Origin of the sequence: Novipirellula artificiosorum (genome assembly GCF_007860135.1) — a bacterium.
In the GTDB taxonomy this organism is placed as follows: Bacteria; Planctomycetota; Planctomycetia; order Pirellulales; family Pirellulaceae; genus Novipirellula_A; species Novipirellula_A artificiosorum.
On sequence record NZ_SJPV01000004.1, the window covers coordinates 189,522 to 205,544 of the forward strand.

16 protein-coding genes are annotated in these 16,023 nt (G+C 54.8%); 10 read left to right on the top strand and 6 right to left on the bottom strand.

Features of this window, described 5'->3' with window-relative positions:
- Nucleotides 1-32: 32 nt before the first annotated feature.
- From Poly41_RS13235 to Poly41_RS13255, 5 genes are all read right to left on the bottom strand, one after another.
- Nucleotides 33-2,459, bottom strand: coding sequence for an alkaline phosphatase D family protein (locus tag Poly41_RS13235; RefSeq protein WP_146526660.1), 2,427 nt, complete (start codon nt 2,457-2,459; stop codon nt 33-35).
- A gap of 184 nt (nt 2,460-2,643) precedes the next feature.
- The gene (locus Poly41_RS13240) at nt 2,644-4,092 is read right to left on the bottom strand and encodes a sulfatase-like hydrolase/transferase (RefSeq protein ID WP_231615640.1); all 1,449 of its coding nucleotides are present in this window, start codon (nt 4,090-4,092) and stop codon (nt 2,644-2,646) included.
- A gap of 15 nt (nt 4,093-4,107) precedes the next feature.
- Nucleotides 4,108-5,670: a sulfatase family protein gene (locus Poly41_RS13245; protein WP_146526661.1), complete on the bottom strand. Its 1,563-nt coding sequence runs from the start codon at nt 5,668-5,670 to the stop codon at nt 4,108-4,110.
- Nucleotides 5,671-6,042: 372 nt separating this feature from the next.
- Nucleotides 6,043-6,543, bottom strand: a complete 501-nt coding sequence (locus Poly41_RS13250) for a CBS domain-containing protein (RefSeq protein ID WP_146526662.1) — start codon at nt 6,541-6,543, stop codon at nt 6,043-6,045.
- A gap of 11 nt (nt 6,544-6,554) precedes the next feature.
- Nucleotides 6,555-6,977: a TraR/DksA family transcriptional regulator gene (locus tag Poly41_RS13255; RefSeq protein WP_197231304.1), complete on the bottom strand. Its 423-nt coding sequence runs from the start codon at nt 6,975-6,977 to the stop codon at nt 6,555-6,557.
- Nucleotides 6,978-7,283: 306 nt separating this feature from the next.
- Here Poly41_RS13255 and Poly41_RS13260 point away from each other — a divergent pair, with 306 nt between their 5' ends.
- A complete protein-coding gene (locus Poly41_RS13260) occupies nt 7,284-8,021 on the top strand; it encodes a ZIP family metal transporter (protein ID WP_146526664.1) in 738 nt (245 codons plus the stop codon).
- Nucleotides 8,022-8,084: 63 nt separating this feature from the next.
- Here the strand turns inward: Poly41_RS13260 and Poly41_RS13265 are convergent, their stop codons facing one another.
- Entirely contained in the window at nt 8,085-8,600 is a 516-nt protein-coding gene (locus Poly41_RS13265; RefSeq protein ID WP_146526665.1) for an Hsp20 family protein, read from the bottom strand.
- Nucleotides 8,601-9,074: 474 nt separating this feature from the next.
- On the opposite strand from Poly41_RS13265, the gene atpD reads away from it, so the two are divergent.
- The 9 genes from atpD to Poly41_RS13310 all read left to right on the top strand — a co-directional run bounded on the left by atpD (nt 9,075) and on the right by Poly41_RS13310 (nt 15,851).
- Nucleotides 9,075-10,469 carry a F0F1 ATP synthase subunit beta gene (gene atpD / locus Poly41_RS13270; protein WP_146526666.1) on the top strand — a complete coding sequence of 465 codons (1,395 nt, stop codon included), beginning with the start codon at nt 9,075-9,077 and terminating at the stop codon, nt 10,467-10,469.
- Between the two features lie 24 nt (nt 10,470-10,493).
- On the top strand, nt 10,494-10,886 hold the full coding sequence (locus tag Poly41_RS13275; protein WP_146526667.1) for a F0F1 ATP synthase subunit epsilon: 393 nt from the start codon (nt 10,494-10,496) through the stop codon (nt 10,884-10,886).
- Nucleotides 10,883-11,182: an AtpZ/AtpI family protein gene (locus tag Poly41_RS13280; protein ID WP_146526668.1), complete on the top strand. Its 300-nt coding sequence runs from the start codon at nt 10,883-10,885 to the stop codon at nt 11,180-11,182. The genes Poly41_RS13275 and Poly41_RS13280 overlap by 4 nt, the downstream gene beginning before the upstream one ends.
- Before the next feature lie 82 nt (nt 11,183-11,264).
- Nucleotides 11,265-11,534, top strand: a complete 270-nt coding sequence (locus tag Poly41_RS13285) for an N-ATPase subunit AtpR (protein ID WP_146526669.1) — start codon at nt 11,265-11,267, stop codon at nt 11,532-11,534.
- Nucleotides 11,534-12,238, top strand: coding sequence for a F0F1 ATP synthase subunit A (locus Poly41_RS13290; protein WP_146526670.1), 705 nt, complete (start codon nt 11,534-11,536; stop codon nt 12,236-12,238). The genes Poly41_RS13285 and Poly41_RS13290 overlap by 1 nt, the downstream gene beginning before the upstream one ends.
- A gap of 103 nt (nt 12,239-12,341) precedes the next feature.
- On the top strand, nt 12,342-12,608 hold the full coding sequence (locus Poly41_RS13295; protein WP_146526671.1) for a F0F1 ATP synthase subunit C: 267 nt from the start codon (nt 12,342-12,344) through the stop codon (nt 12,606-12,608).
- Between the two features lie 21 nt (nt 12,609-12,629).
- A complete protein-coding gene (locus Poly41_RS13300; protein ID WP_146526672.1) occupies nt 12,630-13,388 on the top strand; it encodes a F0F1 ATP synthase subunit B family protein in 759 nt (252 codons plus the stop codon).
- Nucleotides 13,385-14,881, top strand: coding sequence for an alternate F1F0 ATPase, F1 subunit alpha (locus tag Poly41_RS13305; protein WP_146526673.1), 1,497 nt, complete (start codon nt 13,385-13,387; stop codon nt 14,879-14,881). Before Poly41_RS13300 ends, Poly41_RS13305 begins: the two co-directional genes overlap by 4 nt.
- 76 nt (nt 14,882-14,957) lie before the next feature.
- Nucleotides 14,958-15,851, top strand: coding sequence for a F0F1 ATP synthase subunit gamma (locus Poly41_RS13310; protein WP_146526674.1), 894 nt, complete (start codon nt 14,958-14,960; stop codon nt 15,849-15,851).
- Nucleotides 15,852-16,023 lie beyond the last annotated feature (172 nt).

Genomic DNA, 16,023 nt, shown 5'->3' on the forward strand with positions numbered 1-16,023 from the left:
TCTCTTTGTGATGCATGCTTGAACACTTTTTGCTACGGCTTGCCGCCGACGGCGATTGTCTGCGGAAAACCAGGGAACATCTCTCCTTGGTTGCCAAGCCGGTACAGGGAAACCTTCGCCGTGCCTTCGTTCTTGTTGAACTCAACCATCCCGTAGCCACTTCCCTTGCGGTATCCGATCATCATAGGATCTTCGGACTTAGGCAATCGATTGCTGGCGTATTCCGGGTTGCCAACCGCCAGCACGTTAATGGGATGGCCTGCGTCATCATGGAACTTGCCCGTAAAGTCCTGGTCGGGTTGCGGTGCTCCGTTGTTGACACCCGGCCACCAGGCACGGGGAAAGCCGTTGGCCGTACCTGGAACCATGAACGCGAATCCGGCATCGTCGAAATCATCGACACCGTGACGCAGCAACACGCCCAGGTGCTGGTCGCCGTGAATGGCCAACGCATTGCAATCTCCCAGGATCCGAACCGCTCGATTGCGTGCCGCCTTGGGCCAAGCGCCGCTGTCGGAGTAGCCGCGTGTGCGTTTCAGATTGTGCCCCGTGTGCGTTGCGGCCGTGCAGAAGATGGTTTGGGAAAGGGCGCACTTCATTTGCTGTCCTGTCCAGTCGGTGGCCCAGCGTTTGAGAAACGCCTCTTGCGCCTCGCCCAGCAGGTCTGCACCTTCGCCTTCTTGCCTTGTCGCCTCCGGAAGCGACAGGGGCCCAGTTTTGAACTTGCGATCTTCCAGGATCACGAATCCCACTCCGCCGTAAGTCATCTGGGTGAAGTACGGCTTGATGCCGATCGCGGATTCCATGTCCACAGCGGGAGCGGGCAAGTGCCCCACATGTATCTTTTCAACGGCTTGGACCCAGTCGCCTGGCATCACATATCCGCCTAAGGTCCAAGTGTTCTTGGAATCGCCGGCGGGTAAGGCTCGCCCGCCGTGCCCCCACAAATTCCCTTGGAAAACATCATGGTCATCCGGAAGGATGACGCTCGGACGATCCCGCAACACATCTCGCCACGTCCAACCAAATTGATAGTACTTGCGCAGGAAATCGACCATCGCGGCTTCGGTATCGTCGCTGCGATTCACTCCGAACCCACCGTAGCTCTCGTAGATTTGGTCGCCCGCAAAGTACACCATGTCCGGATCTTGCTCCTGCACTTGCGCAACCATCGCGGGAATCGGAAACAGGTAGCCGTTATCACATGAAAAGCAACCAAGTTTTAGCGGTTCGTCCGCGTTCGGCTCACGTCGCACTCGACCGCCCCAGACGTACGGCTTGCCTCGCCATCCAAATCGAACCTGATAGAGTTTGCTTGTCGTGCTCGGCCAATCGTTCACGGTAAACGTGACCGTGCGACTCCGTTTGTCCATCGGCGCTGTGGCGATCTTAGCCCATTGAGGAGTCCCCTCCACATCAGCGGTCCACAATTCGGCTTCGTAATCGGCCCGCATCCCAAGTGGCGCGAATTGCGCTTGCAATCGTAATTGATCGTCGCTGAGCGAGTATTGGGACCAGAGGATCGGCCCGAACGATCGATCCGGAGTTTCCTTCACCAGATCGCCGCTGACTTGGAAGTCACGAAACGCAAACTGCGTCGCTGCATCGCCAACGGCTCGCAGCGAAGGACCGTTCGATAAAAGTGCCACTCCACCGAGCACCTCCTTTGTGGCGAATGACTGCTGCGTGCTGATCGTGTTGGAACCCTGAGTCGCGGTCAGGGTAAGCTCAACCGTATCACCATCACGCTGGCCAGATAGTTTTAGTACGACGGGACCGTTTTGGAGCGAGAGGCTCTTGTCGGAAATGGATATGCCCACACGAAGCCGCCCGTCTTCGCGGAGGGTGGCATCAATCCAATGCGTTGCGTGAATCAAGGCGTGCCGGAAGTCATCGATACCTCCACGGCGTCCGATTCGAAAGCCAGCCGATTCGCCTTTCTGGGCCCCTTGGCCCAACGCCTCGACTTCGACGCTTGCCTCGAACGCTTCGCCGTCGCCGCTCAACTCGGCTGGCAAAAGACAAAGCGTACGATCTTTTAACGCTGGCGCAATCACCGAGCCATTGCGCAACGCCCAATCGGTCATCGGGTTGGCCCACCAATCCGGACCGATCCAGAGACGAGTTCCTTCCCAATGCGATTGGTATCCGCCGAGTCGCTTGGATGGCTTCTTGGCTTTGGGTTCCTGCTCGGTTTGGGGTTGTGGCTTTGCTACCAAGAACGGTGCCAACGACGCAGCGACTTTCGGATCATTCCGTCCGGCATCACTCGTCTGCTTTAGGTCGACGCGAAACGCCTTACCAGCGCGTTCGACAAACCCTAGCGTGCGGAAACTCTTCTCGTCAGTCATGATCGAGGGAACATCGGGAGGACCATTCGGCACACCACGAGCCAGACTTGGAGTCAACACCAGTGCCAGCAAAAGAAAGAGTTGCTTCATTGAAAACGGGTTCTGCATTTCTGTCTCTTCCTATTTCGTAAGACTCAGAGGGATCGGGATGTTGAAAGAGTGAGTCTTTTCTTCGGTTTCTTCAGCGACTGTAAAGATAAGTGACACTTGCCATCGGCGTCGCGCACCATACTGCCGCCCCGGATGTAGTAGCGGTTGTCAATGAACTTAGCGGAAGCTGGAACGGGTGAGATCATCGATTTGAAATCGAGGTTGGCGACTGCTTTTCACCACGAGATGCCGCATCGATGGTTTTCTGACGCGTTTCTTCTTCGTTTCGCACGTTCTGACCATGCGCGTCGATCCACTTTGGCGAAATATTTTCTCGATCCCACTGGGCGATCCGTTGCTCCAATCGCTTGACGGTATCGGGTCGGTCCGCGGCGATGCTGGTTCTCTCCCAGGGGTCATCCGCAAGATCGAACAAGAAGGTTTCGTTTTTGTATCCGCTTTGCACAAGTTTCAAATCGCCATCGCGAATGGCATAGCCGTATTGACCATCGCCCATCGCGTATCGCCAAAACAGGGTGCGTGGTTCTTGAGACGGCCTTCCGCTCGTAAGCATTGGAAGCAGGTCAATGCCATCGAGTTGATCGGCCTGGTCCGGCGAAACACCCGCGGCGGCTAACACCGTCGGGAAAATGTCGAGAGCAGAGATCGGCGATTTGATTGTGACTCCTTTGGGAACGCGCGACGGCCATTTCATCACAAACGGCACTCGAATTCCTCCCTCGAACAGCATTCCCTTGTGGCCGCGGTAGGGAAAGTTCACTGCGTGTTCCCTTCGCCCGCCGTTATCACTATAGAAAATCAGCAGCGTCTTCTCGTCGGCCCCGATTTCTTTGAGTTTCGCCATCACTCGCCCGATCCCTTCGTCCATCGCAGCCACCATCGCACCGTAAACAGCACGGCCGCCGTATTCGATGTGATTGGTTTTCGCCAAGTGTCGTTTCGTGGCCTGATCGGGCGAGTGCGGAGCGTTGTATGCCAAGTAGAGAAAGAATGGCTGATCTCGATGCCGGTCGACGAACTGAACTGCCTCCGTTGAAAAGTCGTCGGTCAGGTAGGTCAGTGAATCTTTTCCCACAGGATCGTCGCCGCGATGAACGCCAAGAGCAGCCGCCTTCTTTCCCGTGTCGCCCCAGTAGCTCATCCCGCCCGCACTGAATCCGAACCACTCGTCAAATCCGCGTCGATTGGGCCAGTAGGGTTTCGCATCGCCGAGATGCCATTTGCCGATGGCTCCGGTCGCGTACCCTGCAGATTGCAAAACGTTGGCAAGCGTCGTTTCCGACAACGGTAGCCCCGTTGCTTCACCTTCTTTGAACTCCGCATCGGGTTGCGGATTGCATTCGTGACCAAAGCGTTGCTGGTAGCGGCCTGTCAGCAAACCGGCTCGGCTTGGGCTGCAATAGGGATGCGAAGCGTAGCCGCACGAAAAGACAGCACCCGCTTCTGCGATCGCATCCAGGTGTGGCGTTGGAATCTCCTTGCAGCCGTTGAACCCAACATCGCTGTAGCCGAGATCATCGGCAACGATCAGAACAATGTTCGGCCGCTCGGCCGTGACCCCAACGCCAAACGACGCCAACAGCAGAGCCAGAAGCCAAGAGGTGCGGGTGATTCGCAGAAGTTTGATCATGTGTATTCGGACCATCTATTGGCTTACCTGCTTCGTTTTTTGGCTCGGTTTCTTTGTGTAGGAAATCACGGGGCGTTTCATTTTGCTCGTCGGTTCTCGGAACACCCAGGGTTCCCACATCGTTTTGACCGCCTGCCATTCTTCGAGTGTTCTCGTAGGGAACCATCCTGGGACGCCGAACTTCTTGAAGTCGTAGTCGTCGACGTGCTCTTGAGCCCACTGACCCACCGTTGGCAGAGGGCAAGTTTCGGGAAAAACGCCAACCGCTCGGAAATCATCCGAAACACCCTGGTCGTGAATCACGGTCGTTCGCCAAGATTCTAACTCGCTCAGCAATTTCGATTTGACGTTTGCGTAGTTCAGATCGTCCGCCACGTTGTGGACTTCGTGTGGATCGTTGCGGAGATCGAACAGTTCCACCTCCGGTTTGCGCTGCGCCATGAACGCAGCTTGCTCCGGCGTCAACTTTCCTTGTAGGTTCAACACATTCAGCTCGGCGAGCGCCGGGTAGGCACTCTCTTTGTAAAAGCTCAGTTGACAATAAGCACGCTCTGGCATCAGATTCAAAATCAACTTGTGGTCCCGCGACCGGATGCTCCGCATGGCGTCATGGGTATCATCCATCTTATCCCGGGCGGTAAAGACGTACTTCCGTTGCTTCACTTCGTCGCTAAATAGGTTTTTGCCATGCAAGGGCACCGGCGGAGTGACACCGGCTGCATCGAGAACGGTCGCACAAATGTCGATCGACATCACCAAGTCATCGTTGACTTGACCAGGATCGACCTTGCCCGGCCAACGTAGGATCATTGGAATTCGAGTGCCTTCGTCGTACAGAAACTGCTTTCCGCGGATATGGCAGCGACCGTGATCGCCGATGAAGAAAACGATGGTGTTGTCCGCTAACCCTTCGTCCTCCAGTCGCTTCAAGAGTTCACCGACCTCTCGATCGACAATCTGCATCTGCTCGAGTCCATTGGCCCAGTCACGACGGATGAACGGTGTATCGGGATAGTAGGGTGGCAATTCCACCTCCGCGTTGTCGATTGGCCGCAGCGGATCGCGATTCCAAGATCGGTGGGTGCCACCGAACGTGATCCGAGCAAAAAATGGCTGGTCCGGTTCTCGCTCGCTCCAGTCGACACCCATGAACAATTCCTCCTTCTTGTCGGGTAGGAAGTTGCAGTCGGTCTTCCTGCTCATCAGGCAGGTGAAATAGCCAGCATCGGCGAGCAAATGCGGAATCGGTCGGATGCCAAAGGGCAACGGTTTCTTGTCGTCGGTGCGGTGTTGGTGGGCACCCAAGTAGTTCTGATGAAAGCCCGTCATCATCGCGGAACGCGAGGTCGAACAGACCGGCGACGTGGTGAAGGCTCGCTCGTATCGAATCCCTTCCGCGGCCAGCTTGTCGACGTTCGGCGTTTCGATCCCCTTCGTACCATAGCATGAAAGATCGGGCGACCAATCTTCGATGGTGATCCACAAGATGTTCGGTCGTTCAGCGGAAACCGCAGAGGGAGCCAACACCAACAGCAGAATAGCGGCTGGAGCGATGCAGCGAGATCGTTTCAATAACATAAGTAATTCCTTGATGACTTCGAACATGACGCGGCAAGGCGTTAGCCGCCGACTCTGTGCTGGATAACTTCTCTTCATTCACCAGGTTTAGCGCCATTCCGCCCACTGATTTCCCGCACCTTGCTTAGGTGGGGAAAGCACGCCATGCCCGAGATTGAGTGTTTTTCCAAAACGTTCTTTTATCATAGCGGTGGTTGTCCGGTCTGGGGATTCGCTACGCAGGTTTATCCAAAGACGTTCTCCATTTGCCAGGCGCCGAGGGACAGGAACGGGGCAGCCGACCCGCTCGAACCGCGTGATTGCCTGGGACTTTGGTATCCACCAGCGTGGTGGATGGTTGAGTTTTCCCGGCCGGAAAGCGAACAAAAAAGGCTAAGATTTGACCAGAAACCGGTGATTCATGATTTCGTGAACGTCGATCGATGTTCGTTCATCCTCACGCAGCTTCACCCACCGACGATAATACTCGTCCAACAACCGTAGCACATCGCTTCGGCACACCATGCCCACTAGAAACTTCCCGTCGATGACTGGCAAATAGTGATAGTTGTGACTGACGAAAATCGACGACAACGCGAAAATATCGGTGTCAGTCGTCACGCAAAGAGGGTGCCGCTTCATGATTGTGGCGGCAGTCTGAATCGGCATCGGCGCTCCATAAAACAGCTCATTGCTGAGGTGCTCTAAACAATCGCCTTCAGAGATAAATCCCAACAATTCTTTCTTGCTGTTCTCGTTACGAGCAACCAAGACGCTGGCAAGATCGTGTCGAACCAGGAAAGCAATCACATCCGCTAATCGCATCTCGGGTGTGACCGTATGTGGAACCGCCGTCATCAACTCGTTGGCATTCGGTGCAGGTTGCGGTTTCATTTGATTCTCCTCTATAACGTAGAACAATCGACACAGGTCGTTGTGAAGGGCAGCAACTCTAACCGCTCTGGGGATATTGCCTTATCGCACTTAGTGCAGCGCCCGTAACTACCCTCGTCAATACGGCCTATCGCACGCCGGATTTGATCGATCTCCTTTCGAGCCTGTGTACTCAACGATTGCAGAACCTCATCGTTCGACCGCTGCGAAGCTTGTTCCTCCCAATCTTCGTCGCCCGGTTGCCGCAAGCGGTTTTCAAGTTTCTCAACTCGATCGATATGTTCTTGAAGATTGTGTTGCAGACGCTGTCGAATTTCAGATAAGTCTTGCATCGCTCGATTTCCTCCCGAGTATTCTTTGGAAACGTCGTTGAATTCGATTTGGAACGCGTCGACGCCGTGAACCGTCTGATAGACCAGGAACGAGTGTGACATTTCGGTCCTCTCCGTGGGACGAATGTGTGCGGAATTGCACATGACCATTGTGTGTGATTCTCAAAGTGCAAGTGCCGGACCCTCGCATCGACCACCACCGAATTGAAAATCGCTTGGTACGTTGATTGCTCGAAGCAAGCACATCGTGATGAGGAGCAAATTTGATTCCGTTTCGGAGGCAAACAGAATGAGTCGGGTAAACCGGGAATGGCAGGCGCATGTTGAGGGTTGGATGCAGCGAGGGCCTTGGGGCGTTCACGAAAATGAAGCGGTAGTCGTCCACCCGGTCGCCAAGGGAGCTCAACGTTGACCACGCTCGCATGGATTGTTGTCTCCAGCATTGCAATGAGCGTGATCTCACTCGCCGGTGCGGTGACGTGGGTGATCAAGAAGGAAACGCTCGACAAACTGCTCTTGCCGCTGGTCGCGTTCGCCGCGGGGTCATTGATCGGCGGTGCGGTGCTACACATGATTCCTGAAGCAGTTGACCAGATGCACAATCGTCTTTCGATCTACCTCTGGCTTCTTGCCGGCTTTATGTTGTTCCTGGGACTGGAGCAATTTCTGCACTGGCATCACACACACAGTGCAACGGCGGACGACACGCCTCCGCTGACGTACTTGATCTTGATTGCCGATGCCATTCACAATCTGATCGGAGGCATGTTTGTCGCAGCAAGTTTCATGGTGGACGTGCAGCTGGGTGTCACCGCCTGGTTGGTTGCGGCAGCTCATGAGGTGCCACAGGAGCTTGGCGATTTTGGCGTTTTGGTGCATGGTGGATGGACGGCAACGAAAGCACTGGCGTTCAATTTCTTTTGCTCGATGACGTTCTTGGCAGGAGGCATTTTGGCGTACGCCGTTTCCAATCAGATCAATGTCGTGTTCTTGGTTCCCTTTGCGGCAGGAAATTTCTTGTACATTGGTGCTGCGGACTTGATTCCAGAAATCAAACATCACCACCGCATCAAGACAAACATCATCCACTACCTCGCGTTCAGTCTCGGGATCGCCTTATTGTTGGCAGTGCGGTTGATCGGGTAGGGCCGGTCCCCACCAGCCATCACGAGCACGCCATCCATCACTGGACGACGGGAACCGGCCATCCTAGTGAACAGCGATTCGCTTTGCCTTGGCGTGCTCGCCCTTGGGCAAATGCACTTCCAGCACTCCGTTCTTGTAGGTGGCTTGGATCTCGCCCGCCTCGATCCCGTTGGGAACGATCATGCTTCGGTAGACCTTGCCGTACGAAGACGTGTTGCCCGGATCCGTACTACTTTCGGACTTGCGCTCAGCTTGAACGACCAGCACACCATTATGGATTTCAGCGGTGATCTTCTCTGCGTCGATCGACTCGCCGATCAGGAACGTTCTTTGGTAGTCGCCCACGCCATACTCTTGCCGGAGCATGGCCGCGGTTTCCTTCCGCGCCGGAGCTTTTCCGTGATTCGTCAACGGTTCATTCTCATAGCGAATATCGAGGTTGTTGTCTTCGACGCCGGGCATGTCGCCATACAAAACCAGCTCATTTTCCGACTCGACAATGTCAAACCGAGGTCGGCAAATCGGTGATTGGCCTTTCGGTTCTGCTTCGACTGACGCAGGCCGAGGTGTTGTCAGCATCAACAGTCGCCGATCGATTTCTTGCTAAACATTTCCATAGATCACTGCGGAATCAAGTCCGTGGGAACGGGGTGCGTGTTTGGCGACATCGATGAGCTATGTCATTGCGCGACGTCCGAAGGCTTGTGAAGGACCTCACCAGCAAGGATCGTGCGAATGGCTTCGGTGAACGATGCAACAGGTTGATACGTTATCGAGCCAGTTTGATTGAAGCTGAATTACAAATCGAACCAGGCAAGCATGGCGGCACCGTCGTCCGATGCCGTGTAGCGAACGGCATGACCTTTGCCAGACATTAATTCGGAGCATGTCTCAGGCGGCGATACAGACACTCCTTTGGTGTGTAGTGATCTTTGGCACACAAAATGCAACTTCGGTACCAATGCGGGAAAGGCAAAAATGAGGAAGAACTGACTAAGGCAACGCTTCACCACCCATTTTTCACCTTTCTCATGACTCATAAGTAACAAGAAGATGATCAAACCGGGATTTACGGAACCTCCAAACGAGGGGCGGGTCGTGGCGGTGCGCGGTAGCGTTCTCGACGCCGTCTTTCCCGAAACACTGCCTCGGATGAATCACGAATTGCGAGTCGGCGATGATGGCGATGTTGTCGCGGAAGTCGCCAGCCAGCTCGACGCGAAAACCGTTCGGGCGATCGCACTTACGTCACTGCGTGGCCTGGCTCGAGGAGCGACGATCCGTGACCTCGGGCGTCCAATGCAAGTCCCCGTGGGCAAGCCGTTGTTAGGCCGCGTGTTAGACGTGTTCGGAAACACGATTGACGACGGCGATCCTCTTCGGGACGTCACACAACAGAGTATCCATCAATCGCCACCCGCGATCGATCACCGTGTTACCAAATCCGAAGTCTTCATGACAGGAATCAAAGCGATCGATTTGTTGTCGCCTTTGGAACGGGGTGGCAAAGCGGGACTGTTCGGTGGAGCGGGTGTGGGAAAGACCGTGCTGATCACCGAGTTGATAAACAATGTCGTCGGCAAGCACGAAGGGATCAGTTTGTTTTGTGGGATTGGTGAGCGATGCCGAGAGGCGGAGGAGTTGTACCGCGAAATGGGCGAAGCGGGCGTACGAGATCACACGGTGATGGTGTTCGGGCAGATGAACGAGCCACCGGGAGCACGGTTCCGTGTTGGACATGCAGCGATGACGATGGCAGAGTACTTTCGCGACGAGGCGAAGCAGGATGTGTTGCTGTTGATTGACAATATCTTTCGTTTCGTTCAAGCAGGAATGGAAGTCTCGGGTTTGATGGGCCAGTTGCCATCGCGAGTGGGATACCAACCTTCGTTAGCGAATGATCTGGCGGAGCTTGAGGAGCGAATTTGCACGACGTCTTCCGCCGCAATCACGTCGGTCCAGGCGGTGTATGTGCCAGCGGACGACTTTACCGACCCGAGTGCCGTGCATACCTTCTCGCATTTGTCGGCGACCGTGGTTTTGTCACGCAAACGTGCTTCGGAAGGGCTTTATCCAGCAATCGATCCACTGAAGTCCAGTTCGGAAATGATGTTGCCGCACGTGGTTGGAGATCGTCATTATCGGACTGCGAACGACGTTCGACACACGTTAGCAAACTACGATGATCTGAAAGATATTATCGCGATGTTGGGCATGGAAGAATTGTCGCGAGATGACAGGAGAACAGTCAATCGAGCACGCCGCTTGGAGCGGTTTCTGACACAGCCGTTCTTCACAACCGAACAGTTCACCGGACACAAGGGACGGACGGTTGAAATCGAGCAGACTTTGGATGGTTGTGAACGGATCATGGATGACGAATTTGAAGAGACGTCGGAACGGGAGTTGTATATGGTCGGTAGTGTGAATGAAGTGGGGCAAAGGTAGCGAAGAGCAATCGATCGGAGCATCATGAAACTAAAACTACTAACCCCGGCGAGAAGGGTCGTCGATCAATCGGTTACCAAGATCGTCGCTGAAGGTACGCACGGAAGTTTTTGCTTGCTCCCTCAGCACGTCGATTTTCTTGCTGCGTTGGTCCCTGGTTTGCTCAGTTGGGAGGACGAGGCTGGAGTTGAGCATTTTGCCGCTGTTGGGGATGGAGTCTTGGTGAAACAAGACAACGAGGTACTCGTTTCGTCCGCCCAGGCGACAGCGGGAACAAACTTGGAACAATTGAAGACAACCGTTCGCGAAGAATTTGCAACGTTGGATGACCGGCAACGAGCCGCTCATGCCGCCACCGCAAAGTTGGAAGCGAGTTTCTTACGCCGGTACATGGATTTCGCTGAGCAAACGCCGTGAACACCCAAGATTCGAAACGCTCAAATCTGAAGGCTGACTTGCAGCGAGAAGTCGATACGAAACAAACTCGAAAGATGGCCGCCAGAAGCGAAGGAGAGCGTTCGGCATGGTTCGGTTTGGGGATGTTCGGGTTGGTCGGTTGGTCGGTCACCGTGCCGACACTCCTGGGTATCATGTTGGGGCTTTGGATCGATAAGCAGTGGCCGAGTCGGTTTTCGTGGACACTAATGCTGTTGGTCATGGGCGTCGCCGTTGGTTGTTTGAACGCATGGTGGTGGATCAAACAAGAAACGTAGGGGAAGTCGTCAAGATGTTCGGAACCGTGATCCCGAGCGGTCGCAACGGTTAACGGAATCCGCTACGAAACAAGGTGCAATCATGATGTCAATCCCATTCGCATTTCTATCAGGTATAGCCTTGGGGATGTTCTTCCTCGGGTCGCTGTGGTGGACGGTCCAGCGTCTGCCGAAAACGAGATTGCCGTGGTCGTTCTACTTCACGAGTTTGATCGTGCGGATGCTTGTCTTGCTCGCTGGATTCGTGGTTTTGGCACGTCAAGATGATTGGCGATTGCTGCTTGCAGGCGTTCTCGGCTTTGTGCTGATTCGCACAGTTGGTGTGCGATGGGTCGCGCAGGAGGCACTCTAGTGGATAGTATTCAGATCTCGCCCGACAATTGGATACTGTGGCAATGGGAAATCTGGCCAGTCGTCAAGCTGAACGCCACGATCGTGTTCACTTGGCTGGTCATGGCGATTTTGGCGACGAGTTCATGGCTCGTCACGCGGCGACTGACAACGGGGACCGATATCCCGCGCTTTCAGAATCTACTGGAAGTGCTCGTGACTGGGATCCGGGACCAGATTCGCGATGTCAGCCGACAAGAGCCAGGGAAGTACCTGCCGTTTGTTGGAACCCTGTTCTTGTTCATCGCGATGGCAAATCTGCTCAGTATCGTGCCTGGCTATCGACCGCCTACCGGTTCCCTTTCGACCGCCGCAGCATTGGCCACTTGTGTCTTCATCGCGGTTCCGTTGTTTGGAATCGCGTCACAGGGAATCGGCGGCTACTTCAAGCACTACGTCCAACCGACCCTTTTGATGTTACCGTTCAATGCGATTGGAGAGGTGTCTCGGACCTTGGCGTTGGCGGTTCGGTTGTATGGCAACATGATGAGCGGCACGGTGATTGCAGCCATCTTGATCGGTTTTGTGCCATTTTTTGTGCCGGTGTTGATGCAAGCACTCGGGTTGTTGACCGGAATGATCCAAGCCTACATCTTCGCAGTATTGGCGATGGTCTATATCGCGTCGGCAAACGTGGCGCGGCGGCCCCCGTCGTCAGGGACCTAGCCCAGGCTTCGAGCTGGGTTTGCATCACCCCCAGGCTTGAAGCCTGGGCCACGTATTTTTTCGGCCAAGCCGCTTGGCGTTGTTTCAAACACAGGAGAACACGATGGACGGCGATACGATGGTCGCTTTGGCCTCAATCATTACGGCGGGTTTAACAATCGCGATCGGGTCGATTGGCCCAGCACTCGGGGAAGGCCGCGCGGTTTCGCAAGCACTCAACTCGATTGCCCAACAACCCGATTCCTCCAACACCATCACACGGACTCTCTTCGTTGGATTGGCAATGATCGAATCGACCGCGATCTATTGTTTCGTCGTCGCGATGATCCTATTGTTCGCCAATCCGTATTGGGACCATTTTGCACAGTAACCCAACGTCCCCCGCTTCAAGATGGATATCGATTGGTTTACCTTCGTCGCACAAATCATCAACTTCCTGATCTTAGTCGGGCTGTTGCGATGGTTACTTTATGGCCCGATCACGAAGGCAATGAGTCAGCGGGAACAAAGGATCGCAGATCGCTTGGACGAGGCGGATCGGCAGCGAAGGCAAGCGGAACAGGAAAAGCAAACCTACCAACAGAAATCTTCTGATCTCGACAGTCGCCGCGAAGAACTACTCGGGAAAGCCAAACAAGACGCCGACGATCAACGCAAACAATTGATCCAAAACGCACGCCGCGAGGTCGATCGACGTCGCGACCAGTGGACCGAGGCGTTCCAACGTGACCAGCAACAGCAGCGACATGAAACACAGCGAGAAACAGCAAAATTGGCAACCGCCATCGCCAGGCAAACGCTCGCACTACTCGCCGACACACCGTTGCAAGCCGGCATGGTTAGCCAATTCATTCGCCGACTCAGCGACATCGACAGCAAACAACGCGATCAGATTTTACAAAACTTGAAGGATTCGCAAGACACGATCGTCATCCGTAGTGGATGCGAATTGGGGGAAGAAGAGCAGCTGCGATTACGCGATGCCGTTCATGACTCACTCGGTCCAGGAATCGCCTTTCACTTTGAGATCGACGAGGAACTCATCTGTGGCATCGAGCTTGTCGCTGGCGGATACAGTTTGACGTGGAACGCGGGGGAGTTCATCAATGAAATCGACCAACAATTCAGCAAAGCGTTGAAAATGGGATGAGCGAACTTAGCTACCAGGATGCGATCGACGACACATCGCTCAAACTTCACCGAGTTATCGACCAACACACAGCAACATTGAAGGTTCGAGAGACGGGGACGGTCAGCGATGTCGAACGTGGCATCGCTCGCGTGCATGGGTTGCCGCACGTTCAAGCGGACGAGATGCTGCGTTTCGCAGGAAACCTGCGCGGCTACGCATTCAACCTGGATCGTGACGAGGTGGGATGCGTGCTGCTGGATGATAGCGAGCGATTGCAGGCAGGAACACGAGTCGAGCGGACGCACAGCGTACTGGACACGCCCGTTGGCGATGGCTTACTCGGTCGCATTATCGATCCGATCGGTCGTCCGCTCGACAGTGGTCGCTCGCTCGATGCATTGGAACGATTGCCATGCGAACGTGATGCACCGCCTATCATACAGCGTGCGCCGGTGACCGTGCCGCTGCAAACCGGATTGAAGGTCATTGATGCACTGATCCCGATTGGACGCGGACAACGTCAATTGATACTCGGCGACCGCCAAACGGGTAAGACAGCGATCGCAGTGGACGCAATTGTCAACCAACGCTGCCGTGATGTGATTTGCATCTACTGTAGCATTGGCCAGCGAAGCACCAACGTCGCTCGCGTGATCGACAATCTGCGGCGGCATGATGCACTGCAAAACACAGTGGTCGTGATCGGTGCCAATGACGCACCGCCAGGCGTCCAGTTCGTCGCCCCCTATGCAGCGACGACGATTGGCGAGAATTTCATGGAGCAAGGTCGCGACGTATTGATCGTTTATGACGACTTAACCGCTCACGCTCGTGCGTATCGGCACGTTTCCTTGTTGCTGCGCAGACCGCCTGGGCGAGAGGCGTTTCCAGGAGACATCTTCTACGTTCACTCGCGACTGCTAGAACGAGCAACGCATTTGCGTACAGACGCCGGCGGAGGCTCATTGACGGCTCTTCCGATTATCGAAACCGAAGCTCAGAATGTGTCGGCTTACATTCCGACGAACCTAATTTCGATCACGGATGGACAAGTCTATCTATCGCCGAACCTGTTCCGCAAAGGAATCCTGCCAGCGGTTGATGTCGGTCGCAGCGTTTCACGCGTCGGTGGAAAGACTCAGTTGCCCGCCTATCGAGCGGTCGCTGGCGACTTGAGGTTAACGTATTCGCAATTTGAAGAGTTAGAAAAATTCGCACGTTTCAGTAGCCAGTTGGACGAGGACACTCGAAAGACGTTGGAGCGTGGAAAACGAATCCGAGAGATATTGAAACAACCCCAATTCCAACCGTTGGAAGTGCCAGAGCAAATTGCGTCGTTGCTGGCAGTCACAAGCGGTCGGTTCGACGAGGTCGATCCGATTGAGATCAGGCGAGCGGAACTGGAAGTGCAAGATGTGATGAAGAAAGACTTTCCAGAGTTGGGGGCGAGGATCCTGGAAGGGGGAAAACTGTCCGAAGATGACGTGGTAATATTGACGGAGGGAAGGTGAAACATGTGTGGTGAAAAACTACGGAGTCTCGTCCGAGCAAGTTTCTTCACCATGCAGTTTTCAACTTCGTTTGCCCATGACAACCCTAGAAAACCTTCGCCGACAAATCGACACGGCGACCGATCTTAACTCGGTCGTCTCGACGATGAAGACGTTGGCCGCTGTCAGTATTCACCAGTACGAACAGGCCGCAGATGCTCTGGCCGACTACAACCGCACAGTCGAACTCGGCTTTCAAATCGCCTTGCGAGGCGAACGTCGGGCACTCGACCAACCCAGTCCGGCCGCCAAGATCGGCGCAATCGTCTTCGGTAGCGATCAAGGGATGTGCGGCCAGTTCAACGAACGGATCGCTGAGTTCGCGATCGAGTATCATCGACAAGCCAGTGACGATCCACCCACGGGTCTGCTCGTTGTTGGTGCTCGCGCCCGAGCGGCCTTCATTGACGTCGGATGGAAGGTCGATGAAACCTACTCCGTGCCGACATCGGTATCGGAGATCAATGACTTGGTGCAAGCGATGATTCCGAGGATCGAACAATTGCGTACGGAGTGCGATATCGGCGCGATTCATACCTATTCCAATCGCCGTGCTGCGGCATCGTCCTTTGAGTCGCAACACAGTCAACTGCTGCCGATCGATTCCGGGCGAGTCGATGCTTGGCGAGAGAGAAAGTGGCAATCGCGATCACTACCCACATTCGCTGCTCCGCGTCGGCAACTCATCTCGCAGCTTGCCCGACAGTACTTGCTTGTTTCTCTCTACCGCGTCTGTGCGGAATCATTGGCCAGTGAGAACGCCAGCCGGATTGCTGCGATGCAGGCAGCGGAGAAGAACATTGAAGAACGGCTTGATGAGCTACAATCGGACTTCAATAGACTGCGGCAATCCGCGATCACCGAAGAGTTGCTCGACGTCGTAACTGGATTTGAGGCGTTAAGAACGAAGCACGATGGCTCCCCACCGTGAATCGATACCGGGTGGGCGACCTACGTGGTCTCTGTGGCAAAACAAGCTTGCATGCTCGTATCGGTATTGGCAGCGGACTGAAGTTTGCGACGTTGATTGAGTGTCATTCGGACGGGATGCGTGAAAGAATCGAGTACGGGCTTCAGGGTAGCCACAGAGATCACCGAGGGCA